General features: G+C 48.8%; 24 protein-coding genes. 11 read left to right on the plus strand and 13 right to left on the minus strand.

Annotated elements, in window-relative coordinates:
• The first annotated feature begins 81 nt into the window (after positions 1-81).
• Positions 82-2,334 carry a pectinesterase gene (locus tag NSB25_RS07420; protein ID WP_103238796.1) on the plus strand — a complete coding sequence of 751 codons (2,253 nt, stop codon included), beginning with the start codon at positions 82-84 and terminating at the stop codon, positions 2,332-2,334.
• 2 nt (positions 2,335-2,336) lie between these two features.
• Here NSB25_RS07420 and NSB25_RS07425 read toward each other — a convergent pair whose 3' ends face one another.
• From NSB25_RS07425 to NSB25_RS07450, 6 genes are all read right to left on the minus strand, one after another.
• Positions 2,337-3,128, minus strand: coding sequence for a hypothetical protein (locus NSB25_RS07425; RefSeq protein WP_103238797.1), 792 nt, complete (start codon positions 3,126-3,128; stop codon positions 2,337-2,339).
• Positions 3,129-3,289: 161 nt separating this feature from the next.
• Positions 3,290-4,951, minus strand: coding sequence for a type 2 periplasmic-binding domain-containing protein (locus tag NSB25_RS07430; RefSeq protein WP_242982343.1), 1,662 nt, complete (start codon positions 4,949-4,951; stop codon positions 3,290-3,292).
• A gap of 90 nt (positions 4,952-5,041) precedes the next feature.
• Positions 5,042-5,911: a carbohydrate ABC transporter permease gene (locus tag NSB25_RS07435; protein ID WP_103238798.1), complete on the minus strand. Its 870-nt coding sequence runs from the start codon at positions 5,909-5,911 to the stop codon at positions 5,042-5,044.
• A 47-nt stretch (positions 5,912-5,958) separates the two neighbouring features.
• Positions 5,959-6,897 carry an ABC transporter permease gene (locus NSB25_RS07440; RefSeq protein WP_103238799.1) on the minus strand — a complete coding sequence of 313 codons (939 nt, stop codon included), beginning with the start codon at positions 6,895-6,897 and terminating at the stop codon, positions 5,959-5,961.
• 396 nt (positions 6,898-7,293) lie between these two features.
• Positions 7,294-7,605: an L-rhamnose mutarotase gene (gene rhaM, locus NSB25_RS07445; RefSeq protein WP_103238800.1), complete on the minus strand. Its 312-nt coding sequence runs from the start codon at positions 7,603-7,605 to the stop codon at positions 7,294-7,296.
• Positions 7,606-7,791: 186 nt separating this feature from the next.
• Positions 7,792-8,400 (minus strand): GNAT family N-acetyltransferase, encoded by a 609-nt coding sequence (locus NSB25_RS07450; RefSeq protein ID WP_103238801.1) that lies wholly within the window; start codon positions 8,398-8,400, stop codon positions 7,792-7,794.
• Positions 8,401-8,777: 377 nt separating this feature from the next.
• Between NSB25_RS07450 and tadA the strand changes: the two genes are divergently transcribed.
• From tadA to NSB25_RS07480, 6 genes are all read left to right on the plus strand, one after another.
• Positions 8,778-9,290, plus strand: a complete 513-nt coding sequence (tadA, locus tag NSB25_RS07455; RefSeq protein ID WP_103238802.1) for a tRNA adenosine(34) deaminase TadA — start codon at positions 8,778-8,780, stop codon at positions 9,288-9,290.
• Positions 9,291-9,377: 87 nt separating this feature from the next.
• Complete coding sequence (locus NSB25_RS07460) at positions 9,378-10,409, plus strand: SPFH domain-containing protein (protein WP_103238803.1); 1,032 nt, start codon at positions 9,378-9,380, stop codon at positions 10,407-10,409.
• A gap of 2 nt (positions 10,410-10,411) precedes the next feature.
• Entirely contained in the window at positions 10,412-10,609 is a 198-nt protein-coding gene (locus NSB25_RS07465; RefSeq protein WP_103238804.1) for a type II toxin-antitoxin system antitoxin, read from the plus strand.
• A gap of 646 nt (positions 10,610-11,255) precedes the next feature.
• Positions 11,256-12,134, plus strand: coding sequence for a hypothetical protein (locus NSB25_RS07470; protein WP_103238805.1), 879 nt, complete (start codon positions 11,256-11,258; stop codon positions 12,132-12,134).
• A gap of 56 nt (positions 12,135-12,190) precedes the next feature.
• Positions 12,191-12,427, plus strand: coding sequence for a helix-turn-helix domain-containing protein (locus NSB25_RS07475; RefSeq protein ID WP_103238806.1), 237 nt, complete (start codon positions 12,191-12,193; stop codon positions 12,425-12,427).
• Positions 12,417-13,400: a hypothetical protein gene (locus tag NSB25_RS07480; protein ID WP_103238807.1), complete on the plus strand. Its 984-nt coding sequence runs from the start codon at positions 12,417-12,419 to the stop codon at positions 13,398-13,400. Before NSB25_RS07475 ends, NSB25_RS07480 begins: the two co-directional genes overlap by 11 nt.
• 89 nt (positions 13,401-13,489) lie before the next feature.
• Here the strand turns inward: NSB25_RS07480 and NSB25_RS07485 are convergent, their stop codons facing one another.
• Complete coding sequence (locus tag NSB25_RS07485; RefSeq protein WP_103238808.1) at positions 13,490-14,773, minus strand: lysophospholipid acyltransferase family protein; 1,284 nt, start codon at positions 14,771-14,773, stop codon at positions 13,490-13,492.
• Positions 14,774-15,297: 524 nt separating this feature from the next.
• On the opposite strand from NSB25_RS07485, the gene hflK reads away from it, so the two are divergent.
• Both hflK and hflC read left to right on the plus strand, forming a co-directional pair.
• Positions 15,298-16,356, plus strand: coding sequence for an FtsH protease activity modulator HflK (hflK, locus tag NSB25_RS07490; RefSeq protein ID WP_242982344.1), 1,059 nt, complete (start codon positions 15,298-15,300; stop codon positions 16,354-16,356).
• 65 nt (positions 16,357-16,421) lie between these two features.
• Positions 16,422-17,294, plus strand: a complete 873-nt coding sequence (gene hflC, locus NSB25_RS07495) for a protease modulator HflC (protein ID WP_103238809.1) — start codon at positions 16,422-16,424, stop codon at positions 17,292-17,294.
• A gap of 75 nt (positions 17,295-17,369) precedes the next feature.
• On the opposite strand, the gene NSB25_RS07500 is transcribed toward hflC, so the two are convergent.
• On the minus strand, positions 17,370-18,212 hold the full coding sequence (locus NSB25_RS07500; RefSeq protein WP_172455003.1) for a GNAT family N-acetyltransferase: 843 nt from the start codon (positions 18,210-18,212) through the stop codon (positions 17,370-17,372).
• A gap of 17 nt (positions 18,213-18,229) precedes the next feature.
• On the opposite strand from NSB25_RS07500, the gene NSB25_RS07505 reads away from it, so the two are divergent.
• Entirely contained in the window at positions 18,230-18,754 is a 525-nt protein-coding gene (locus tag NSB25_RS07505; RefSeq protein ID WP_103238811.1) for a peptidylprolyl isomerase, read from the plus strand.
• 19 nt (positions 18,755-18,773) lie between these two features.
• Here the strand turns inward: NSB25_RS07505 and NSB25_RS07510 are convergent, their stop codons facing one another.
• From NSB25_RS07510 to NSB25_RS07525, 4 genes are all read right to left on the minus strand, one after another.
• On the minus strand, positions 18,774-19,187 hold the full coding sequence (locus tag NSB25_RS07510) for an FtsX-like permease family protein (protein WP_172455004.1): 414 nt from the start codon (positions 19,185-19,187) through the stop codon (positions 18,774-18,776).
• A 158-nt stretch (positions 19,188-19,345) separates the two neighbouring features.
• Positions 19,346-20,041, minus strand: coding sequence for an FtsX-like permease family protein (locus NSB25_RS07515; RefSeq protein WP_103238813.1), 696 nt, complete (start codon positions 20,039-20,041; stop codon positions 19,346-19,348).
• Between the two features lie 5 nt (positions 20,042-20,046).
• Positions 20,047-20,739 (minus strand): ABC transporter ATP-binding protein, encoded by a 693-nt coding sequence (locus tag NSB25_RS07520; RefSeq protein WP_103238814.1) that lies wholly within the window; start codon positions 20,737-20,739, stop codon positions 20,047-20,049.
• Entirely contained in the window at positions 20,736-21,308 is a 573-nt protein-coding gene (locus tag NSB25_RS07525) for a TetR/AcrR family transcriptional regulator (RefSeq protein WP_103238815.1), read from the minus strand. Before NSB25_RS07525 ends, NSB25_RS07520 begins: the two co-directional genes overlap by 4 nt.
• A gap of 492 nt (positions 21,309-21,800) precedes the next feature.
• On the opposite strand from NSB25_RS07525, the gene NSB25_RS07530 reads away from it, so the two are divergent.
• Entirely contained in the window at positions 21,801-22,133 is a 333-nt protein-coding gene (locus NSB25_RS07530; RefSeq protein WP_103238816.1) for a hypothetical protein, read from the plus strand.
• A gap of 116 nt (positions 22,134-22,249) precedes the next feature.
• Here the strand turns inward: NSB25_RS07530 and NSB25_RS07535 are convergent, their stop codons facing one another.
• Positions 22,250-24,394: an endonuclease MutS2 gene (locus tag NSB25_RS07535; protein ID WP_242982345.1), complete on the minus strand. Its 2,145-nt coding sequence runs from the start codon at positions 24,392-24,394 to the stop codon at positions 22,250-22,252.
• Positions 24,395-24,794: the final 400 nt, after the last annotated feature.

Consider the following 24,794-nt stretch of genomic DNA (forward strand, 5'->3'; position numbering starts at 1 on the left):
TTGCGGCATATATCCGACATGCACACCAGCATGTCCACATGACTTATTGCCCGCAGAAATAAAAAGAAAGAAGGTATCTCAATGAAACTGACATGGAATGAAACCTGTCTGCATGTGGACAGTCGAATGACTGATCCCATCCCCTTTACTTATCGAACTCTGCAGGAAGCCGTCTCGGCTGCTCCGGCAGGCACCAGAGAGCATCCTACATGCATTTGCATAGAGCCGGATGTCTACCACATGAACGGCACTCCCTGCAGGCAGGGACTGATCATCGATAAGCCCTGGCTTTCCCTGATCGGTCTGGGGACATCCCCGGAGGATACGGTTCTGACTGACAACCGCGGCCATATGGTAAATGCTTTCCCGGCAGACGGCTCCGCCAATTCTCCGGCACACACAGTGCTCTGCAATGCGGATGGCTTACATTGTGAAAACATAACTATTATGAATACCTGCAATTTGGATCTGATCTACCCGGCCGATCCCCGCAAAAATGAAAAGAAATACTCAGAAACCATCACACAAGCCTATGCCATTGGCGGAAATAATGTAACTGACTGGAGTTTTCTGAACTGTCGGCTGCTTGGTATGCTGGACACACTTTCTATCCAGGCGGAGACTGTCAGCTTTGAAGACTGCACTCTGGTCGGCACAAACGATTTTCTGGCTGGTGGCGAGCGCATTTTCCACAGCAACTGCAAGATCTACATATATGGTCCGGCTCCCATGTATATTGCCGGAAATGCGGCCACAGTATTCACAAACTGCAGTTTTTATGTGGAAATAGACAAATACCAGTCACAAAGTCTTTACCTGACCAAGTATGGCAGTGAACTCATCCTGGATCATTGTGATTTTCATGGAAACATCCGGCAGATCGAATGGGCTTTTCAGCCGGAATATTGGCAGCGCTCCTACTACAGAGACATTACCCTGAATGGCTGTCCGGTGATTCCCGGCCAGACACGGCCGGAAAACTCTATCCCCCTCACGCAGCTTTCAGATTGGCTCCTGGACAAAAAAGCTTTCCTTACAACAGCCAACGCTCCCATAAAAATCCGGGTGGAAGGTCCGGAACAACTTTGCTACGGCCAGGATGCCGAATATCGTGTAATCACGGTCCCGCCATGCCTTCCTTCCGGTATAAAAGCCTTATTTCAGGGTATTCCCGTACCCATCAACCCTGACTATCGTATCAGAATTCCTGCATCTCAGCATCCGGAAGGCTTTATGGCAGAATTAAAAGTAATCTATGGAGATATGGAAGGCGTATGTCATACCTTCTTTAAAGCCCGTCCTGTCCCACAGCCGGGTCTGAAAGCCCCTCTTGCCATAGCTCTGGCCGGTAATCAGGCTGTACTTTACGCTTCACTTGACACACTTTTGCCTGATATATCCAGAGTGTCGTGGTATGTTGTCGATGGCGATAAAGAGTATCTCTTTCTTGAAGGAGACGCCTCTGAACTCAGGCTCATCACACTTCCTGATGCCGCCTGGGGCAAACGGCTGAAGGCTGTCTTCTGGCCTCTGGTCCCCCATTCGGAAGCCAGAAACTATGAGACATGCGCTATCTCCGTTCCGCAACGTCCTCTGCCTTCCATAGAATACGTTTCCTATTCCAATTTTGCATTTGTCAGACCAGTTCCTGTCACACCGGAAAACGCCGTCTCCGGCCTTCTGTGCATGACAGCCTATCGCCCTCTTTATCAGGGATGTGAAACAGCGCATGTGGCCCAGTGGAATTCCGGGGACTCAGAAAAAGCTTTTCTCTATGGCTCAGGCCGTGACGGTGCCCGCTTCTGCAAAGGTTTTATCACTGCCCAAAGGGGCGCTGCCCTCAGATATCTACCGGTAACGGCGCCTGAAGAACTCTGTATGGAATTGGTACTCGCTCCTGAAAAATATATGGCAGATGGCTTTGGCAGTGCTAACGGCCAGTTTCTGGAGGTGGCCCTTCCTTTTGACTATCGCACCAAAACCGGCTATGCCCTGCGTATTGAGCGAGTGCCTTCCTGTGATACAGGCTGTACCTTCTCTCTGCGCCACTATGAGAACGGTGTGGGCAGTCTCCTGAGCGAACAGATTAGCTGCAGAAACTATCTGACTGATTGTCACATCCAAGCCGCTTATTGCGCCCAAACCCGGACAATGACTTATTCCATCTGGTCTACCGGCAGGTACAAACCAGATTTTTCAGATTGTCCCATCACATTTTCCATTCCACTTTCCGAGCTTGGGATGGGTGCTCTGGAAATACATCATACCGGAACAGTACCCCTGGGCAACCGCACTGTAATAGAAAGTCTGAATTTGACCCTGCAATATAGATAATCTCATTTATGCCAAACAATACGACCGCATCTCTCCTTTGAGCTGCGGTACTTTTTATATTCCAAAATTATTCTGATATTGCTCTCTTCCAACAGACAGCTCATACGCGCCCCCCGGACTTCTTCCTGGATTTCTTCCTGAAGTTCCTCCAGAATCGCTGCCTCCGTATCATTGACGGAAAACATACTTCTTCCGTCCGGAAGACTCAGGAGCGTACCCCCATTTTCCACATCCAGAGCCATACTTTTAATCTTATACAGGAAATCCCGCTCCATCCGTATGATCAGACAGGGCTCATCATCTCTGGAATCCCAGTTTGTCCGATACTTTCGTGAGAAATAAATCTCTCTGTCATACTCGAACCACTTATTGTCCTCCGCCTGTTCCAGAACTCCCTGCTTGACACTGAGTACTGTGGATGTTGACAGAATTCGTCCGGCGCCGGGCCAGTATAGAATGAATTCCGCCATACCTACATTGGTCTTCTGCCTTGTATTCAGATATTCCTTCAGCTCCCTGACCCCCATCACATAGCGATAGGCATCATATTTTTCCGTCATAATTACCTGCATATTCCGCAGATTTCCGCTGTTCAGGATTCCGTCTGCCTCAATCTCTATCTCCCGTATCTTCTGGTCCAGCAGCACATCAGAGTAATCCACCTGCATCTTCGCCACGCTCATCAGAGAATCCCGCAGACTTGTAGTACTGTATCGATGCAGGACAATAAATCCTGCAAATACCAACACCAGATAAACAACAAAAATCATATAGATAGAGGTTATCTTCTTCATCCCAAGGACTCCCTTCGTTAATCTGGGAATATTATATCATAATTTCAGAAACCAAAGGCAAAAACTGATAAAAACTTTTGTTTCCCGGGAACAGGAACGGGCTGTGCCATCTGACACAGCCTGTTTTCCTGATTTCCCTGCAAGTGCCCGCAGGCTCTTCTTTACTGCTTCACACTCTTATACCATTCATTTACTTCTTTCGTAATATCGTCACCACCCTGGGCTTTCCAGTCTTCCACAAATTTATCAAACGCATCTATAGACTCTTTTCCATAAATGATATTTGTGTAAACCTGTTTCTCCATGGTCTGAAGCTGTTCCCATTTCTTCTGCATCGTCGCCGTAGGTGCGCTGTTGAACATATTGGAAAGCTGCTCTTCCGAATGCTGTCCTGCAATCACATAGCCTTCCGCGGTATCCGGCGCTGTCTCAAAAGCTGCCGCCGCACGAATTTCGTCGCCGCCTTCCGGCTCCTTGCCTGAGGCCACACTGACATAAGGAGCTGTGGTGTCCAGTCTAGGACAGTTCCTCATTACTGTACTCTTACCAGGCATGAAAGGATCTGTCACAGGAGGATCGAAGAGTGCACTGCTGAATACTACTTTACCATCTACAATATCATAGTCATAATCCTGCAGGAAACCGTACTGGAAGTCTCCGGTTCCGAAGGCCGCATCATACAGCCAGTCAAGGTATACAAAGAATGCCTCCATATTGTTGAAGTCTTTATTGAACATCAGCCAGCCGTCATTCACCTCAGCCGCCTGGTAGGTAGGATCTCCATTGTCCTGACGAAGCGTGGGATATGCTCTGATTACCGCATTGGGATCTGCTGTGGTCACGTCACGCACAGAGTCGATAGCCCAGGGACGTCCGATGAAGATACCGGCCTTGCCCTCTGTAAACTGTCCCATGGCATCCCATGCGCCGGTAGCCGCTGCTTCCTGGAAAATCCACTTGTTGGCATGCCACTCAGCCATTTTCTCCAGAGCCTTCTTGTTTCCTTCATGGATAGAACCATAGAACAGTTCTCCATTTTCATCTTCCTGCCAGCTTCCGGGATAATGTGTCCCGCTATAGGCAGAGAAGATCGTGACAGGATCCGCTACCCATCCGGTATTGTACAGGTCATTTCCGGAATAGGCAAATCCATAAGTATCCTGCTTGCCGCTCTTGTTCGGGTCATCCTCGGTAAATGCCTTGATGACCTGCTCAAACTCTTCGATGTTGGTAGGCGCCTGCAGTCCCAGGTTATCCAGCCAGTCCTGACGGATAATCATGACCTGGCCTTCCGTCAGATGGGGAGAACAGGCAATACCGTAGATTTTGCCATCCTTTGTCACCGGATAGTAGGTAGAAGGATACTGCTCATATACCTCTTTCAGACGCTGAGGCATATATTTCTCAATGTCCTCATTCAGCTCTTTTACACGTCCGGACTCAATCATATCCGCAATCATCTGTGTGCCATATACCGGGAATACATCCGGCAGTTCCTCAGAACCTGTCAGAGCCAGACGCAGCTTTGTGTCATAGTTACCTGCGTCACCGCCCAGCAGAGTGGTCTCCATCTTAATACCCAGCTTCTCCTCTGCCATCTGTGTCATGGGGTTTTTGTTGATATCCTCACCGTCCCCATAACGTCCCGTGTTCTCATCCAGCTGCTTTGCAATGTGGATGGTCAGCACCGGGTCATACTTTCCGTCTGCGTTTCTCGTTGCCGCTGCAGCACCTCCGCCGCCTCCGCTCTTTCCACAGCCGCTCAGCACCATGGCTGATGCCACTGCAACCAGAGCCAATGCTTTTACCTGTTTCATTCTCATTTCTATTCCTCCTCCAAAATTCTTTTATTCTCATCAGCTTTTGAAGCTGGTGATTCTCATTTTCTGAACCATAAGTTTTTCAATATATACCTATTCCTTCACAGCGCCCACAACCATACCTTTGACAAAGTATTTCTGCAGGAAAGGATATACCAGCAGGATGGGCAGTGCACCGATGAATACCTGTGCCGCCTTGATGGTACGTTCCGACATGGCCGCCGCGGAAGTGGGATCCAGAGCCAGATCCTGCTGATTTCCCTGCACCACGATGACCTGCAGGAAAGAGGCCAGCGGATAGTTCTTCGTATCGGACATGTACAGGATTCCGGTAAACCATTCATTCCAGTTTCCTACCATGATAAACAGAGCCACTGTTGCCAGTCCCGCCTTTGACAGCGGCAGGAAAATCTTCCACAGCACCTTGAAAAAGCTGGCTCCGTCTATGAGCGCCGCTTCCTCCAGCGCCTTTGGAATCGACCTGAAAAAGTTCATAATCAGAATCAGATTGTAACAGCTGAACGCACCCGGAATGATATAGACAAGGAAATTATTCTTCAATCCCAGCGTGGTATTTACGATATAGGACGGAATCAATCCGCCTCCGAACAACATGGTGAATACGAAAAACCACATCAGCGGGGTTCTGCCTCTGAAATCCTTGGACAGGGCATATCCCGCAGTGGTGATCACCGCCATGCTCAAACCTGTTCCCAGGACGGTACGAAGCACCGCAATCCCCATGGAACGGATAAAGTTATTATTGTGAAATGTCTTCTCGTATGCCATCATGGTAAAATCCACCGGCCAGAAAGTAACCACCCCACTGTTGGCGGCACTTTTGCCGCTCAGAGAAATGGCAAGCAGGTTCAGCAGCGGAAGCACGCACAAAAGTGCGACTGCCACCAGAAACACAGTATTGCATATGATAAATATTTTCCGACTTACAGATGTTCGCCGCATTATTTTTTCCTCCTGATTTTAGTTCCGTCAGTTCCGTAAGTGCCCCATTAAAAGATTCTGTAGCCTGCCACGTTATAGGCAATTTTGTAGGAAATGGCTGTCAGCGCCAATCCGATACCTGATTTAAACAAGCCCACTGCCGTACCGAAGCTGTACTGGCCGTTCACAAGCGACTGGCGATAGACATAGGTGTCAATGATATCACCGGTGCTGTAGGTCAGCGGGGAATACAGGTTGAATATCTGATCGAATCCGGCGTTCAGTACGTTGCCCAGGCTAAGGGTTGCCATAACGATGATCATGGGCATGATTCCGGGCAATGTAATATGTAAAGTCTGCTGCCAGCGGTTCGCACCATCCATTTCCGCCGCCTCATACAGGCTCTGGTCGATATTGGAAATCGCGGCAAGATAGACAATCATTCCGAATCCGAAGCCCTTCCACAGATCAGAGGCGACCACAATCTGTCGGAACATGCCGGCTTCTCCCAGGAAGAAGATGGGCTCCACGCCAAACAGCTTCAAAAAGGAATTCACAATTCCGTCCAGTCCCAGAATGTCACGCAGCATACCGGCCACGGTAACCCAGGACAGGAAATGAGGCAGATAAACCAGTGTCTGAATTCCTTTCTTCAATCCTGCGTTGCGCACCTCATTCAGCAGCAACGCCATAATGATGGGCACCACCAATCCCAGGATAATCTTGCTCACCGCAATGATTACTGTGTTGATAATCGCCTGATAAGATTCCTTGAATTCAAAAATCTGACGGAAATTACTCCATCCCACAAATTCGGAACCTGTAATGCCCAGCCATGGCTTGTAATTCTGAAATGCCATCACCAGACCGCCCATGGGTATGTAGCAGAAAATAATTGCCAGAACGAAGCTTGGCAGAATCAGCACATATAAAGGCCAGCTATGCTGAATCTCCTGTTTCCAGGTTCTTCGGACCACAACAGATGTTACTTTGTTTTGTCTCTTCATGCTTCCAATCACCTCATTTTTATATTTTGTTTACGAAAAAATTATACAGTATTCATTCTCTGGTCAACTACACCCCAATTTTAAGATTGGGTACCCATTTTAAAGATAATTTGCCCCAAAAACTGAAAATATTAATATTTTTTCCGCCATTTTGCCCGTTGGCAATCTCAAGAGACAGCCGGATGCTGTCTCATTCTCAATGAAATCCTGTCTTTTTAGTTGTTTTCACCAAATGGGAGTTTGTCATTACAGCAGTGTGAATAGAATTATCTTCCTGATGTGCTGAGATTATAAATATTGCCGGAAAACGATAGTTTTCCATATGCGGGCCTGTGCATAAAAACTCCGCCTGCATTCTGTGCTGTCAGTCAGAATGCAGGCGGAATTATCGAACGATTAATCCAGATGAAATACTGTCTTCAAATCAATGCTCACAGGGCTGTTGTCCGGGTTCGTCTCCATGATATCCGCCATGAAGTCCCACCATTTCCTGTTGATGGCGGTATCCGCTCCCTTCGCCCACAGTTCCTCGTCTTCAATCTCTATATAACCGAAAAGTGTCAGCGTCTCCCTGTCCAGGAAAATCGTATAATTTTTCCCGCCGTGCTCATGAATCATGTCCTGCATCTCCGGCCACAGCTCATTGTGCCTCTTCTCGTACTCTGCCTCCTGACCGGGATACAGCTTCATCTTAAATCCTTTGATCATTGTAGATACCTCCTGTTCTATTGCTTATTTTTATGTTTTATTTCTTATTCTATTTTGAGTTATTTCGCTTTATTGCCGATGTTTTTGCGTTGCTCTTTTATCGCCTTACTGCCTTTTAAAACTGAACCTCTCTCTTTTTTAAGAAAAGTGCCCCTGTTTCTTTCTTTTCTGTCCTTCTTCTCCGTTTTACAAAAAAATAGCGGAAACTTCCTCCCTGATTTCCGGGAACCACCTGACTGCCGCAGGGTTGACCCTGTGCTCTCCGATATGCTTCTCCATCCATATCATGTCGTACCAGCGGTCGAATTTATAACCACATTTGTGAAACCTTCCCGCCGGCCGGAATCCCTGTCTCTCATGGAACCGGGCGCTGTCCCTTGTCAGATACTCGTCTTCCATCTCCGGATACCCGATACAGGCATTGAGATTCAGGATATTCTGGCAGACCAGTATTTTCTCCAGCGCTTCATACAGTTCCCTTCCCAGGCCCCCTCGTCTCCTGTCCTTTCGGATATAAACCGTGGTCTCCACACCTCTCTCATATGCCGCCCTTGAATGAAATGCCCCCGCATAAGCATATCCCACAGGCTCGCCGTCCTGTTCCGCCACCAGATAGGGATATTTTTTCAGAGTGTGCAGAATCCTTCCCCGGAATTCCGCTTCCGAAGGTACGTCATATTCAAATGTAACCGCAGTCTCTCTCACATAAGGTGCGTATATTTCCAGCAGAACCCGGGCGTCTTCAGCCCCCGCAATCCTGATTCTCCTGTCCTCTTTCTGTAAAAGTGTTTCCAATGGATACCCCTCCTGCCAAACCGTTATTAAAATTATACTTCGGCTTCCGGTCCCAGTCAACAATTGACGGATTTCTTTTTCCGAATTATACTGTTACTGAGTAACAGTTCAGACACCCCCTACCGCGAAGTCAATAATTGCAATGTGTCCATGGGACACACTCCTATGCAATTTTGCGAGACTTTCGAGCGCCAAAACGCATTTTCTTTGCGCTTCTTGACAATAGAATGCTTTTCTTGCATTCTATTGTATGTGTGCATCAGCGTAACAGTTCAGTGCCCTGTCTGAACTGTTACGTTACTGAGTAACAGTCCAGTGCCCTGTCAATCGAATCTCAAAAAATCAGGAGCAAAAAGAAAGGTTAGCTATAAGATATCATGGCAATCATCAAAAGCATCCAGGAAAAATATATGAAAGAGGCGTTAAAGCAGGCCAAAAAGGCCTATTCCCTCGGGGAAGTGCCCATCGGCTGTGTCATTGTCCATGAAGGAAAAATCATCGGCCGTGGTTATAACCGGCGCAACACGGATAAAAGCACTCTGGCCCACGCGGAGATTACCGCCATCAGAAAAGCCAGCAAAGTCATCGGTGACTGGAGGCTGGAGGAATGTACTATTTATATCACCCTGGAGCCCTGCCAGATGTGCGCGGGCGCCATCATCCAGGCCCGCATCCCTGAGGTGGTCATGGGCTGCATGAATCCGAAGGCCGGATGCGGCGGTTCCGTTCTGAATATTCTGGAAAATCCCCAGTTCAATCACCAGGCGGCAGTGACCCGCGGAATTCTGGAAGAAGAATGCAGCGGATTGTTGACGTTATTTTTCGCAGAGCTTCGGGAGCGCAATAAACTGGAAAAGGAACAAAGGAAGACGGCGGACTTCCCAAAATAACACTTGCAATTCCTTCTCCTTTATGATATCATTTTAATATCACAAAGATATATTACGGAAGATATCTGTAAAGAGGAGGTATCACCTATGGAAGAAAGAATTTTTAAAGGAAAGAAAAACGGAATGAGTGTTTTGCTGCTCATCATTCTGGTGTATGCCGCCGCCATCGCGGCGTTGGTTTTCTCCGCAATCAGCCTGGAGCAGGGCGCCACCGCCCTGAATGTCACCGGGCTTGTGGTCAGCATAGCGGTGGTCAGTCTGGGATGGATTTCCCTGCTGGGTCTCAAGGTGCTGAAGCCCCAGGAAGCGCTGGTTCTCACCCTGTTCGGCAAATACGTCGGCACTTTGAAGGAAAACGGTTTCTATTATGTCAATCCCTTCTGTGTGGGTGTGAATCCGGCTTCCCGGACAAAGCTCAGCCAGAGCGGAGATGTGTCGGACGCCGGCGGCCTGACCGCCATTGTAAATGGTACTCAGAATATGAATCTCACCGGCGACTATAGCAGCAAGAAGCTTTCCCTGAAAATCATGACCCTCAACAACAGTCGTCAGAAGATCAACGACTGCCTGGGGAATCCCATCGAAATCGGCATTGCTGTCACCTGGAAGATTGTGGACACAGCCAAAGCGGTATTCAATGTGGACAACTACAAGGAATTCCTGTCTCTGCAATGTGACAGCGCCCTTCGCCATGTAGTCCGCATTTATCCTTACGATGTGGCCCCCAATGTGGATACCACCGGAGACGGTGTGGCCGACGAGGGAAGCCTGCGCGGTTCCAGCGAAATCGTTGCTGACAGAATACGGGATGAAATTCAGAAACGTGTGGCGGAAGCCGGTATCGAAATTGTGGAAGCTCGAATCACTTACCTGGCCTATGCCCCCGAAATCGCAGCCGTCATGCTGCAGCGCCAGCAGGCTTCAGCCATCATCGACGCTCGCAAAATGATCGTGGACGGCGCCGTGGGCATGGTGGAAATGGCTCTGGAGCGCCTGAATGAAAAGGATGTGGTACAGCTGGATGAGGAGCGCAAGGCGGCAATGGTCTCCAATCTTCTGGTGGTGCTGTGCGGCAATCATGATGCCCAGCCGGTTGTGAACTCCGGGAGTCTGTACTGATTATGGCGGACAGCAAGAAGCAGGTTCCGCTCAGATTATCGCCCAAATTATACGACGCGATTGCCGCCTGGGCGGAAGATGACTTCCGCTCCGTAAACGGGCAGATTGAATATCTGTTGACGGAATGTGTCAGACAGCGCAAAAAGAACGGAAAATATGCTCCGGAAGAACTGGATGTCCCCCCGGAATTGGATATATGATATAACGACCTTATTCTTGTTAGGAAACGGCCGGATGGCCATCCATCATGTGCTGTCCCTGCACATGATATGATGATGCCTGCATTTCATTTTGAAGTGCAGGCATTTTCCATGCCCGTCTTCTGGTTAATCATGCTGAAAATGGCAGAAAATATCTATATGACATTCTGTCAATAAAAAAAGAAACGAGCAGGCCGTAACAGGATGTACGGTGAAAACCCATTTCTTGTTATTAATAGTAAGCCATTTCTCCGGTTCTGTCAATTCCTAACTTTGTTTTTCGCCAGGACGCCTTTTCCACTTTTACCGGGACCCACATCGACATTTGTAACAGTTCAGACAGGGCACTGAACTGTTACGCTGATGCACACAAAACGCAAAGGAAATGCGTTTTGGCGCCCGAAAGTCTTGCAAAATTGCACAGGAATGTGTCCCATGGACACATTGCAATTATTGACTTCGCGGTAGGGGGTGTCTGAACTGTTACCGACATTTTCAATACAGCAGACGAACTTTGTCTAAATTATTGACAAACAATAATTTTCATGATACCCTAATACCAGAATTATTGTAAAACAATAATTTTCAGTTTAGTGCCGCCAGCAGTAATTATGTTGTTGTCTGGCGACTTAATCAGGAGGCCAACATGAAATATATCACATTCCCCTGGGAACAGCTGGGAGGATTCCTGCGCAGCCTGTCTCTGTCCGGCTCTGCCGGCAACATTGCCGCATGGATTCTGTTCATCGTCACCGGCGCTCTGCCTCTGGCACTCTGCGCCGTTCTGGCAGTCCGGCATAAAATCCGCCGTGCGGACGTGCTTCTGCCTGTCCTGGCAGTTGTGCTCTACGCCGCCCTCTGGTTCTACACGAACCCCAGCTATATGGATCTGTATCTCTCCCCCATCCCCACGGAAGGATTCTCAAGATATTCCCTGGCGGCGGCAATTGACTGCACCTTCCTCACCTGGCTTCTGCTGCGTTTCCTGCATAATACGGAAAAGCCGGAACGCCGAAGGCTTCTGACCGGCCTGCAGATTCTGCTGTCTCTGTATGCGTTGATTCTGGCCGCCGGCAGTCTGTGGCAGAATGGTACCGCATTCATTGCCGCCCGGCAGAAAATGGAAGAAATGAACACCGCCGCGGACCGAATGCAGCTGAATATCAGCACCGTCTTTCTGATGCTCCAGGCCCTCACCGATCTCTTTCCGGCTATAGCGGAAGCGATTCTGCTGATTCTGACCGCAGCTTTCATCGGAAGCTTTGCGAAAGCCCCCTTCGGCGCGGGAACCTTTTCCCTGCTGGAAAAGCTGAAAAAAGCCAGCGGACAGTTTCTGATCCTGATTCTGCTCACCAACCTGGGCCTTACCCTCCTGCAGCTGCTTTTCTCCGGCTACATTTTGAGCAGCTCCTACCTGCTTCTGTTCCCGCTGACGGAAATCATCGTGGTTCTGGGCATCCGACTGCTGACTCTGCTCTACCTGGACGGCAAACGGCTGAAAGAAGACAATGATATGATTATATGACGATAAGATTCCGGACAAAACACTGAATGATTACCAGACTTTATAGAGGAACCGCCATGGCAATACGAATCTATCTGGATGAAATATTAAAAGAACGCCGCATGACTTCCAAAGAGCTGTGCAGGCTGGTAAATATCACCGAAGCGAATCTCTCTATCCTGCGCAGCGGCAAGGCAAAGGGGGTCCGCTTCGGCACCATCAATAAGATATGCTATTATCTGCAATGTGACATAGGCGACATTCTGAAATTCGACGGCAATCTGGACGAGGAGGATTCTGACGATGAACAATAATCGAGCGAACAAGACTAAATTTCATGCACTAAAAAGCGGAACTGCCACATCCCTTTGTCTGGCGGCAGTTCTCTCACTGAGCGGCTGCAGTCTGGCGCTGGAGGAAGCCCCGTCCCAGCCCGGACAGGACAGACTGGCCGGCGTCTTTGTGACCAGGGAGTATATCCGCCAGGGCACGCCGGAAATCGAAATGAACAGCCGGGGAGAAATCACCTTCAAAGAGACGAACGAGAAAATTTATGGAACTCTCAACAGGGAAAATGACAGCTCACAACCTCCCATCGTTTTCCCCGGACTGGAGGGATATGGCCTGTACTGTCTGGAATTCCCGGAAAAAGATTTTGACGGCACCGGCATTACAATCAATGACGGCGAAGAGCGCATGGTCAGTTATTATACCGGCGATGACTTCTTTACGGATTTACACTTTTCCTCCACAGACCAGGAGGAAGGCGCCGAAGGTTCCCTGTATGTCAGTGCGGATACCGCTTTTAATTACTTTTTTAATCCGGTATACCAGCAGGAAGACGGCCAGGTGTACCTGCTGCCCGGTACCGGCATTTCCACAGACTATTTCGTGGACGGCCAGCAGTACAGCCATGACACTGCACAGTCCATAAGCCGGAATATGGACGGCAGGGAAAAGACCAAAAGCTATCGCTTTAAAGTCAGTATCGTGTCGGCCGCCCCTCCAGTGGACACAGAGCTGCTCTTCATGGGCGAAAACCATCAGCTGCTCAAGTCTCTGAGTGCAGCTCAGCTGGATGCCTTCTTTGAAAAGGAAGTTCCGGAGCTGGAGCTTCCCGCAGATGTGGCCTACCTGATTCTGCAACAGAAAACGAAGGACGGCGTGGAAAGCACTCACCAGCTTTTTGACCGCGGCTCAGAAATCCTGACCTACATGGTGCCCGCGGAAAATCATATGCTCCGTGAACTCCAGATTTACCTGACCTGGCAGGACGCCGCTCAGTAAGCGGGAAATAAGTCATTCTACCTGTTTCTGCGTAGCTGTTTCTGCATAGCTGTTTCCGCACAGTTCCTGAGCCTGCGAGCTCTGTATCATCACCCCCGGCGCTCCCTGCGGCGCCGGCATGTGATTTTATAAAGCTCCTCCGTGGCCAGTCTCGTCTTTGCCACCACATCTCCGCCCTCCGTTGGAAAGCAATAGTAAAGCACATCCCCGCTCCCAATACAGATCATATCACCCACTTCATACCAGTAATAGTCGGAATACAGACTGTAGGAAGCCCCGGGCTTCTGGGTATAATCCAGCCTGCCGTCACAGCCGGTGAGATGGAACCCTTCCGCCGTGTGCACCAGTCGTCCGCTGCCCACCCGGTAAATACATTTGGTATTCACCATTATGCAGATCGTGACAGGCACATCCAGACGATAGACGCCGTCTTCCAGCTCCTTCCGCACACTCTCCCGCTCCCAGCGGTACCAGTCCGGAATATGCTTAAACTCCGTCTCCCCCTCCTTCGCCTCCAGGAAACCGTATTCCGTCAGTTCATATTTCTTCCCACATGCGCCACAGGAAAGTTCCGTGCCTTCTCCCAGCATTTTCCCCTCCGTCCCGCAGTGAGGATATTTGTACAGAACCCGGTTCAGACAATCAGCTCGGAAAGCCTCCGCTATCCGGATATTATTTTCCTGCTGCCAGCGGAAGTTATCAAAGGAAAACTGCTCCCGCAGAATCTCGTTCAGCTCTTCCGCCGTTTTCTCCCGGATATCTTCCGGAGACAGCAGATATTCCATATCCGCGGACACATCCACCTGACGCAGCTTCAGGTTATTGTAGAGCGGGTCCCTGGCAAAAGCGCCGTAAGTGCGAATCATCACCACGGGGACCCCCAGAATTTTCAGACATTTCCCCATGCTGTCCGGCAGAGGTGTGGCTGTGCCGTCGAAGCTGTAGCTGGCCTCCGGGAACATAAGCACGGAGCTGTTCGCCTTCTTCAACGCATGCAGCATGTCCCGCACCAGCGTCATGTCCGTGATAAATTTCTTCGTGGGAATACAGCCCGCTGCGCGCATAAGCCGGCTCTTCCCCACGAAGCCGTCCGATGTGCACACAATATTAAAAGGACGGGGATACAGTATCGTCGCGGCTATTTTCAAATCTATAAAGCTGGAGTGATTCATCAGAATCAGGCAGGGCTCTCTATTCCCCAGTCTTTCCATGCCAATCTCTCGATGAGTAAAATGAGTTGCCCGTAAATCAGACCTGGACAATACCTTCAACAGCAGCCGAAATATCCACAGCGGCCGCACAGGGCTCCTGTGCCGTCCCACCGGCCGCGCCAGAACCTGTTCATAAGCCATTTCCTTCACTTTTATCTTCATGTAAGTCCGCCCCCCAATTTTATGACAATCGCTTGTCCACGGCTATTATAGCATTATTTTGATCAAAAAGAAACTGAATTATCAGTGTATCTTGACATATCGTCTGAAGTTATGTAACAGTTCAGACACCCCCTACCGCGAAGTCAATAATTGCAATGTGTCCATGGGACACATTCCTGTGCAATTTTGCGAGACTTTCGGGCGCCAAAACGCATTTCCTTTGCGTTTCTTGACAATAGAATGCTTTTCCTGCATTCTATTGTATGGTGCATCAGCGTAACAGTTCAGTGCCCTGTCTGAACTGTTACGAAGTTATCGTACAATATCCCGATAAACGCGACCGGAAGCACGTTATCCTTTTCTATTGTGCGTCAGTTTTTATTGCTTTTTTCCAATAAAGGCGTATGATAGGTTTTAACAATTAGTAGTTACCAACGCGAGTTATGTGTTTCCGCGCTGCTTTTCACAGACTCGTAATCCACGTAAGGATTTGTACAGTAAAGCGGCACAGAAATGAGGCAAAAATGAGAAATGATTCTTTCCGCAACTGGAAAAACGGTTTCGAAACCATGGACGGAGGCAGAAGCAACGGAGAACACACTCCCGGAAAAAAGACGCCTTTCGGCAAGATTTTCGGCATTGCCGCACTGGTTCTCGTCCTGCTGATTCTGGGACTGAATTCCACTTATGAAATCAAGGAGCAGGAACAGGCTGTGCTGATTACTCTTGGTAAAGCACAGGCGGTCACCGAACCCGGTCTGCACTTCAAGATACCCTTTATCCAGCAGGTCCGTAAGGTGAATACCACCATTCAGGGATTTGCCATCGGTTATAACACCGAGCACAACGAAGTCAACGAAGAAGAGTCTCTGATGATTACATCCGATTTCAACTTCATCGATGTGGATTTTTATGTGGAGTATCGCTACAGCGACCCCGTAAAAGCACTGTATGCCTCCCAGAATCCTATGGATATTCTGCGGAACATCAGCCAGAGCTGTATTCGAACAGTGATCGGAAGCTATCCGGTAGATGATGTCCTGACCACAGGTAAGAATGAAATTCAGTCGTCCATCAAGGAAATGATTTTGAAACGGCTGGCAGATCAGGATATCGGCATTCAGCTGGTCAATATCACAATTCAGGATTCCGAGCCCCCTACCACCGAAGTCATGGAAGCCTTTAAGGCTGTGGAAACAGCCAAACAGGGCAAGGAAACCGCTCTGAACAATGCCAACAAATACCGCAACGAGCAGCTGCCATCCGCTCAGGCCCGGGCAGATGGTATCATCAAGGACGCAGAAGCCCAGAAGACAGAGCGCATCAACGAAGCTACCGCCCAGGTGGCACGATTCAACGCCATGTACGAAGAATATATCAAGAATCCAGTGGTCACCAGACAGCGTATGTTTTATGAGGCAATGGAAAATGTACTTCCGGATTTAAAGGTTATCATCGAAAGCTCCGATGGCAATATGCAGACCATTTATCCCCTGGAGTCCTTTACGGGAAGCAATGATGATGATACTTCACAGCCTGCTCAGACTACAGGCAACGCCGCAGACGATACACAAAATCCATAAGCCATGCGCCAGATGAGCTTTATTTTTTAGTGCTGTCCCGCAGCGATTTTAATAGGAGAAAAATGATGAAGACAATGAAAAAAATAATACTGATTGTTGTAGTGTTTTTGGTTCTGATAACAGGTGCATCCAGCATCGTCATCACCAGAGAAAATGAATACAGCCTGGTACGTCAGTTCGGAAGAATTGATCATGTGGTGACCGAGGCCGGCGTCAGCTTCAAAATTCCTTTCTTGCAGAGCGTGGATAAACTGCCCCGGCAGGTCCTGCTGTATGATCTGCCCTCCTCCGATGTCATCACCAGCGATAAGAAAACCATGATCTGTGACAGTTACATCCTGTGGCATATTTCCGATCCGCTGAAATTCGCCCAGACACTGAACTCTTCCATCATGAATGCCGAGAGCAGGCTTGATGCCATCGTATACAACTCTACGAAAAATGTCATCAGCAGCACCACCCAGGATGATGTGATCTCCGGCCGTGATGGGGAGCTGTCCGCAGCTATTATCGCCAATATCGGTACTTCTCTGGATCAGTACGGTATCGAGTTGCTGGCCTTCGAGACCAAGAAGCTTGACCTGCCCGGCGACAACAAAGCCGCCGTATATGAGCGTATGATTTCCGAACGTGACAACATTGCCGCCACCTACACTGCAGAAGGAAGTTCCGAGGCTCAGATTATCAGAAATACCACCGACAAGGAAGTAACCGTTCTGCTCTCCGAAGCGGAAAAGGAAGCGGCCATTTTAGTCGCCGAAGGGGAGGCCGAATACATGCGGATTCTTTCCGAAGCCTACAATGATGAGACAAAACAGGCATTCTACTCTTTCGTCAGAAGCCTGGACGCTTTGAAAGTATCCATGCAGGGGAAGAACAAAACTGTCATCCTGTCTCCGGATTCTCCCATTGCGCAGATTTTCTATGGCGGACAATGACACCCGTCCGGAGCCTGTGGAAAGCGTCAGTCAAGATGCTTTCCCAGACCGTGATGTCGCTCTCCGCAATTCTTTTCACAGAAGCTCTCTCCTCCACGGAGGGAGCTCTGTGATTATCAGGCGATAATACTCCCTCTCTCTCAATGCAATTTTTGAATCATAGTCAAATCCCAGCTTCCGGCATAATCGAAGGGAAGGAAGATTTTCTGTCTCCACCAGCGCCTGAATCCTGGTAAATCCCAGCGCCGCGGAGGCATAGCCCAGAATCGCTTCGCAGACCTCATATGCATATCCCTTTCCCTGCCAGGGAACACCTATAATAAATCCCAGCTCAGGCTCTTCAAAGCCCTCTCTGTAGGAAATACCGGCCCTGCCGATCACCGCTCCGCTCTCCCTTTCCACCACCGTCCAGACGCCAAAGCCATAAAAAGTATACACCTTTTCAATATACTCCCGGACATATTGCTTCTCCTGCTCCACCTCCGGATATAGTGTTTCCATATATCTGGTAATGGCAGGATTGCTGTAAATCCGATAGAAAACATCCACATCCTCCGGCGTCGTCTCTCGAACGAGACAGCTTGCCGTCTCCAGAATATTCCAGGGCAGTCCTTTCAGTCTCCTGTAGACCCGCTCCACATATTCCGGTTCCAGATCTTCCGGATCCTCCACGGCAAACAGATACCCCGAAAAATCCTGATCCCGATTATCGGCGTGAAGATAAATCAGTACGGCCTCTCCTGCCGCCCGCAGCTGCTCTGCGGTATCTTTATGATCTGTTATATATAGGATCCGCTCCGTACCGTCTATAAGAACTTTTTTCTTTTTTAAGTACATCCCATTCACTTCCCCCTTTACGATACCGCTTTTTTCGGTTACAATCACTATGACATGAATTACATTATAAACTATTTTCACCAGAAAGGATATCTATTATGGCAAAAAATCCGATTGTAACCATTACCATGAATGACGACAGTGTCATTCGCCTGGAACTGTATCCCGATGTAGCCCCCATTTCCGTGAACAATTTCATCAGCCTCATTAATAAAAAGTTCTATGACGGCCTGATTTTCCACCGTGTCATCAGGGGCTTCATGATTCAGGGCGGCTGTCCGGAAGGCTCCGGCATGGGCGGCCCCGGCTACAGTATCAAAGGGGAATTCTCCCAGAATGGCGTTGCTAACGACTTGAAACATACCGCAGGCGTGCTGTCCATGGCCCGGTCCATGGCTCCCGACTCCGCCGGTTCACAGTTCTTCATCATGCATAAGAATGCGCCCCATCTGGACGGATCGTATGCCGCATTCGGGAAAGTGATCGAAGGAATGGATGTGGTAAATAAGATTGCCGAGACGCCCACCGACAGCTATTCCGACAGGCCTTATGAGAATCAGGTCATGAAGAGTGTAACCGTGGAGACCTTTGGGATGGATTATCCGGAACCGGAGCGATGCTGACGCATCGCTCTTTTCCTTCTCACTCCAGCATGATTTCCTTCACGGATATTTTCCTGATTTTATCGGAAAAACAATACATCACAGTTTCATAAAATATCGTAAAAAGGGCAAGTGAAAGCAGCATCATCGGAAAGTCAAATTCATATACCGGCACGCCCTCTATATCCCGAAACACAACATCCACCATCAGCCTCAGAAGCCCATATTGGTACCCCGTTCCCAGTGCAAACCCCACATACGCCAGGGGACGATATACACCCAGAAGCGCCCTGCTGCATTCCTTCCGGGAATAGCCGAATACACGCATCATGGCAATGGTTTTTGTATTGCCCTTGATTACTGTGGCGATGGCCAGGAACAGCGTGGTGCATGCCAGAATCATTCCGATGATCAGCATCATGGCCCCCATCATCACGCTGGCCAGTTCCTTCATGCCGGCGGACATCTGCGTCATGGAGGAAAAACAAAAGGAAGCGAAAATGATAAAAAAGAGCAGGATTTTCTTTTCTCGCAGTGTATGTTTTCTCAGATCTGTCAGAAAGGGCAGGTCTTCGTCCCTGTCTGTTTTGACCTTTCCCGCTTTTACTTTCCCTATTTTGAGTTTTTCTGTTTTAGACTTTCCTGCTGGTTTTTTTCTATTTGGGCCCTTCCTGTTTGGATTTTTCCTGTCTGGGCTTTTCCTGTTTTGGGTTTTCCCGCTTTGACCCGGAGCTGTTGTCCATCCTTCAAAAGCAGCAGCACGGGCGCTCTCAGCTGGAAAAATGCATAAGCCACCGCAAGAACCGCAAACCCAATCGTAGGCAATGCCACAAAATACAGCAGAATGATGGGATGGAATTGAATGACAATCTCGGGCAAAATCCTATCTTTATTCTGTAATTCATAAAACAAAGGCATCAGAAGAAACGCACCACAAAAGCCCGGCAGCGCTCCCATGAGGACGCTGATTCCGAATATCCGAAAGCCCTTTGCTATCTTCAGATTGGAGTATCCCAGCGCTTTCAGAATGCCCAGCTCCTTTTTATGGATATCTATGTAATGCTTGCAGTAAAAAAACAGCATCACCACAGAAGTCATAAGGAGGCAGCCGCCGCTGACCAGACAGACTACCTTTGCCGTGGATACCTGGGCCTGGTAGAAAAGCACTGCCGGTTCTGATGAAATTTTATTCTCTATCAGAAGGACATCAAAATAGAAATTCAGGAACATGGTGCAGACCAGCACCGCACAGCAGGTAATAATGGAAATTCCTATCAGTTTTGCGCCGTCCTTGATTCCTACTACCATTTTACTCACCACCCTATCTCATATGCGTTCTTCCGCGATGCATTGCACCGGATATCCACTATCCGCCCGCTGTTCATCTGGATAACGGTATTGGCCATCTCCGCGATATTCAGATTATGTGTCACCATCACGATAGTGAATCGGTATTCCTCCTGCAATCTGCAGATATAATCCAGCACCTGCCTGCCAGTCTGTTCGTCCAGGGCGCCGGTAGGCTCATCCAGGAACAGCACCTCCGGCCTTTTGGCAAGCGCTCTTGCAACAGCCACTCGCTGCTGTTCTCCTCCGGAAAGTTCACCCGGATATTTTTTCCTCTTTTCTTCCAGCCCCACGGCCTTTATAATATCCGGATAGTCGGTATTCCCCGCCAGATCCGCTCCCATCCGGACATTCTTTTCCACCGTCAGGTTGGGCAGGAGATAGTACTGCTGGAATATAAAGCCGACTTTTTCCCTGCGAAACGCCGTCAGTTCATTGTCCGACAGTTCCGTAATGTCTCTGCCGTCATACTCCACGCTGCCCCCATCCGGACGCTCAAGGCCCGAAATGATGTTCAGCAGAGTGGATTTACCGGATCCTGAGGCTCCCAGTATCACAAGGAAGTCTCCACTTTCTATTTTTGTACTGATCCCTTTCAGTACCTGAAACCGATTCTCGTGGGTTCCATAGCTTTTGGTTATTTCATTTACCTCTATCATTTTCCGACCTCCTTCAGCAGCGCTGTGAAGACCTCCGTCAGCATCCTGCCGATTTCTTCCTCGGTGAAAGCACACAGTCCGGTGGCACAAAGCACCGCAATTCCGTGAGTATAAATCCACAAATGCCGATACATCCATTCGGAATCCTCCTGATTCAGCGGATAACAATTCCGGATGGATGCCAGAATCTGCAGATAATTGTCGTCGATTACGGGAAGGACCTCCGTTACGTCCGGCTTCCGCGCCTGCTCCGTCATAAAGAGCAGCTGAAACAGCTTTGGCTCACTGCGGGCAAATTTAATATACTGCATCCCTACTCCCTTGAACGCCGGCATACCGGTCTGTTCCAGTCCGGCCGCCACATATCTGTCGTAGAGCCGCCTGGCAGCCGTCTCAACACCCTGCCGCACTTCCTCCATGCTTTGAAATACGGTAAAAATCGGCCTCGCAGAGCTCCCAAGCTTATCTCCCAATGCCCTGGCCGTGAGGGCATCCACACCATTTTGTCTCACAAGCTGCAACGCCGCTTCCATGATTTGCTCTTTGGTAAATTTTGCTTTTGGGGGCATGGCAGGTTCTCCTTTATTTAAAACATTCGTTTTGCAACATACGTTTTATTATGGGGCAGATTTTCCATTTTGTCAACCCTTTTCTCGTAGTCTTTTTGTCCCATAGAAAGTTCCTCTCCTCTGTTGCATTGCCATTCCCCAGATTGGGTACTGGACAAGATGGGGAATTTGCTGAGAATACCGTAAATTAGGCGCATGGGGGTTGTTTGGGAGTTCAAAATAAGAGGGTGTAAGGTCAAATAGTTCAACTTTAATTCTGCTGAAATCCTTTAAACGATTTTAAAAAGACTATTGAGAAAAAACCTTTTTCAGCGTATACTGTTATCAATGGGAAAAACCCCTCCCAATGGGAAATATCTTCCCATGGAAGAAAGGAATTTTCATCACGGGAAAGATAGATACTATAACAAAGGAATATATAGGGAATCCGATAGTCTTTGCAGATGCGTTTAACCAGCTTTTATACCATGGGGATCAGAAGATCAACCCTTAATGCTATATATTAAGTATTCTAAAGACAAGCAGACTCTAAATAAGATCGTAGAGGAAGACATAAAATTTCAAAGCATGGAAAGACAGGCGGCTGAAGTAATAAATATTGTTACGGGATCCAAGTTGGAATATCCCGAAGGGAAAGAAGCGGTGAATATGTGTTTGGCAATTCAGCAGACGAGGGAAGAAAGCGAATTAGTTGGTCAGATCAAAGGGGCCGTTTTAGTGTGCAAAAATCTGGGAGTGTCTTTTACAGACACAATAAAACAGATTGCAGAGATGTTCCATTTATCTGAAAGTGAATCTAATGAGACAGTAAAGCAATATTGGTAAAAAGGAATGGGATGCGTGCCTAAATGGAAACGCATCCCATTTTTGATTATTGCTTTCTCCTAATCCCCCACTACCTTCAGCTTCGTCTTTGCCGGCTTCAAAACCACTTTACCTTGTTATTCCCCGCGCCGGACAATCTCCTCCGTATACTTCCTGTCCATATCATGCAGGATTTTCCGGTTGGCCACCGTCTCGAAGAGAATGTTAAAGTCATAATCCTCCGGGTACAGTTCTTCTGCCGCCACATGGAGCCTGACCCGCTTGTGATTAATCCATATCTTCCGGTCCGGCAGCTGTACCCGCAGTACCCCTTTCTCATTGATGGTTTTGCATACAATGCCAATCTTTTTGTCCGGGTAAACCATGACGCTGTCACCCAGTCTGTATTTTGTGCTCAGGTCCTCCCTGGGTTTTGCCTTTTTGATTTTGATAATTTTTCCAGGGCTGGTTTTCTCTGTTCTCTCCTTTCCTGCTTTCACTTTTCCTGCTTTCTCTTTCCCTGATATACCCTTTTTTTCTGCTGTTCTTTCCTTTTCCGCCGTATCCGTTCTTTCTGCGGCCTTCTCGTGCTCTGCCATATTCCTCTTTTCTATTGTCTTTTCGGTCCCTGGCATATTCTTATTTTCTGTGGCTCCCCTGCTTTCTGCTGGCCTCCCTTTTTCCGGCATGCTTCTTTTCGCATCAGTCCTGCTCCTCTCCATATCTTCCCGGTTTCTCCTGCCAAAATATCCTGCCACGGCGGCATCCCCGTAAGCCGCGCGGACTGCCGTTTCCAGCATTTCCCGGGGCATTCCCAGTCTGTCCGCAATATGGAAAGCGCAGCTCTCTCCCGCTTCCCCGATTACCATCTGATAAGTAGGGCTCAAAGTCTCCCTGTCGAAGGTCATACGGGCATTGACAAGTCCTTCCGTCCTGTCCGCATACTCCTTTATCTCAGGATAATGGGTTGTGACAAGAAACAGGGCACCGCTTTTGCGCAGCTCTTCCAGTATGGCCACCGCGATTCCCATGCCCTCCGCCGGGTCGGTACCGGACCCCAGCTCATCCATAATAACCAGGCTTTCCGCGTCCACTTCGCGGAGTACTTCCAGCACATTTTTGATATGTGCCGAAAAGGTAGACAGGTTCTCCGCAATATTCTGCCCGTCTCCGATATCACACAGGTAGGCGCTGTTCATGCAGATATCCGCTTCCCTGCAGGTAACATGAAGGCCGCACTGGGCCATTATGCAGTTCAGCATGACAGTCTTGATGGCCACCGTCTTCCCTCCCGTATTGGGCCCGGTAATCACAACGCCTCTGGCAGTGTCCCCGATTTCAAATTGCAGTGGTACGTTCCTCTCCCTGTCCATCAGCGGGTGCCTGGCGTCCTTTAACACAATCCTGCGCTCCGTATTGATACAAGGCTCTGTCGCACCCAGGTCGATGCTGAGCTTTCCCTTTGACAGGATGAAATCCAGCACTTCCATTACTCTGATATTCTCTTTCATTGCCTCCGCAGACGCCCCCAGCATAGCTGTCAGTGTATACAGAATACGGTATACCTCATTTTCCTCGCTGATTTTCAGCTGCTGCAGCTCTTCATAGTATCTGGCCGCGGCTGTGGGTTCTATGAACAGGGTGCTTCCGCTGGCAGATTTATCCACCACTGTCCCCGAAATCCTGAATTTATATTCCTTTTTCACAGGCACACAGATTCTTCCGTTTCGTGTGGTACAGTAGAGGTCAGCCATGCATTCTTTCTGGGAACGCATGGCCTGTTCCGCCTTCTGCTTCATCTGCTCCTCACAACCGGCCATCCGGATTCTGATCTGCGACAGCTCCCTGGACGCATAATCATCTACCTCGCCGCCTCTGATCTGTCTGCCGATTTCTTCCCGCAGCTCCTCCACGGCGTCCAGATTTTCTTCGTAATAGGCCAGAGGATTATCGTCTTCCTTTCCTTTCTCCAGGTATCTCTTCATCCTCCCTATGGCCGCCAGTACCCTTTCCACCCGCTCCAGCTGATAAGGCGTCAGGCAGTCCCCCTTTTCCGCAATCATCAGGATCTCCTTCGCTTCCTCCACATTCTGCAATGGCGGCGTGCCCAGCTTCTCAATCAGCTTTCTGCTGTCCATGGTGTCTCGCAGCTGCTTTCTCAGCTCGCTTTCCGACAGGTAAAATGTCGTATTTCTGATGTTCTCCTTCGCCTGGTCCGTCACCGCCAGAGCTGTCCATATTTCTTTTATTTTGTCAAATTCTATCTGCTTTTCGATGTTCATTTTTTCATCCTTTCATTATCTAAGTTCCGCCCTCACAGGATTGGTTTCCGTCCGCAGAACATTCACAAAACAATCACACAAAAAACCATGGTCTCCCTGCGCGCAAAGATACCATGGTTTTCCTGTATATATAACCGGACTTTTTATTGCAAAGCAGTTTTCCCACAATAATCGAGCAGAAAACATCTTCTCCGCTACTCGCCGCACAGTCCATATGTCATGCCAATGACACATTTAAATGCCGCACCATTTGTACACAAGGTCTGTGCAAAAAAACAGCATGACCATACAGCCATGCTTATAATATCCGGATAGATACCACAATATGAAGCGATTGTAAGGTGAAAGCGCCTGCGGCTCCGCCGCCGGCAAATGGGCAGACCCCTGCCTTCTCACAGGA

The sequence above is a fragment of the Acetatifactor muris genome (genome assembly GCF_024623325.1).
Classification (GTDB): domain Bacteria; phylum Bacillota; class Clostridia; order Lachnospirales; family Lachnospiraceae; genus Acetatifactor; species Acetatifactor muris.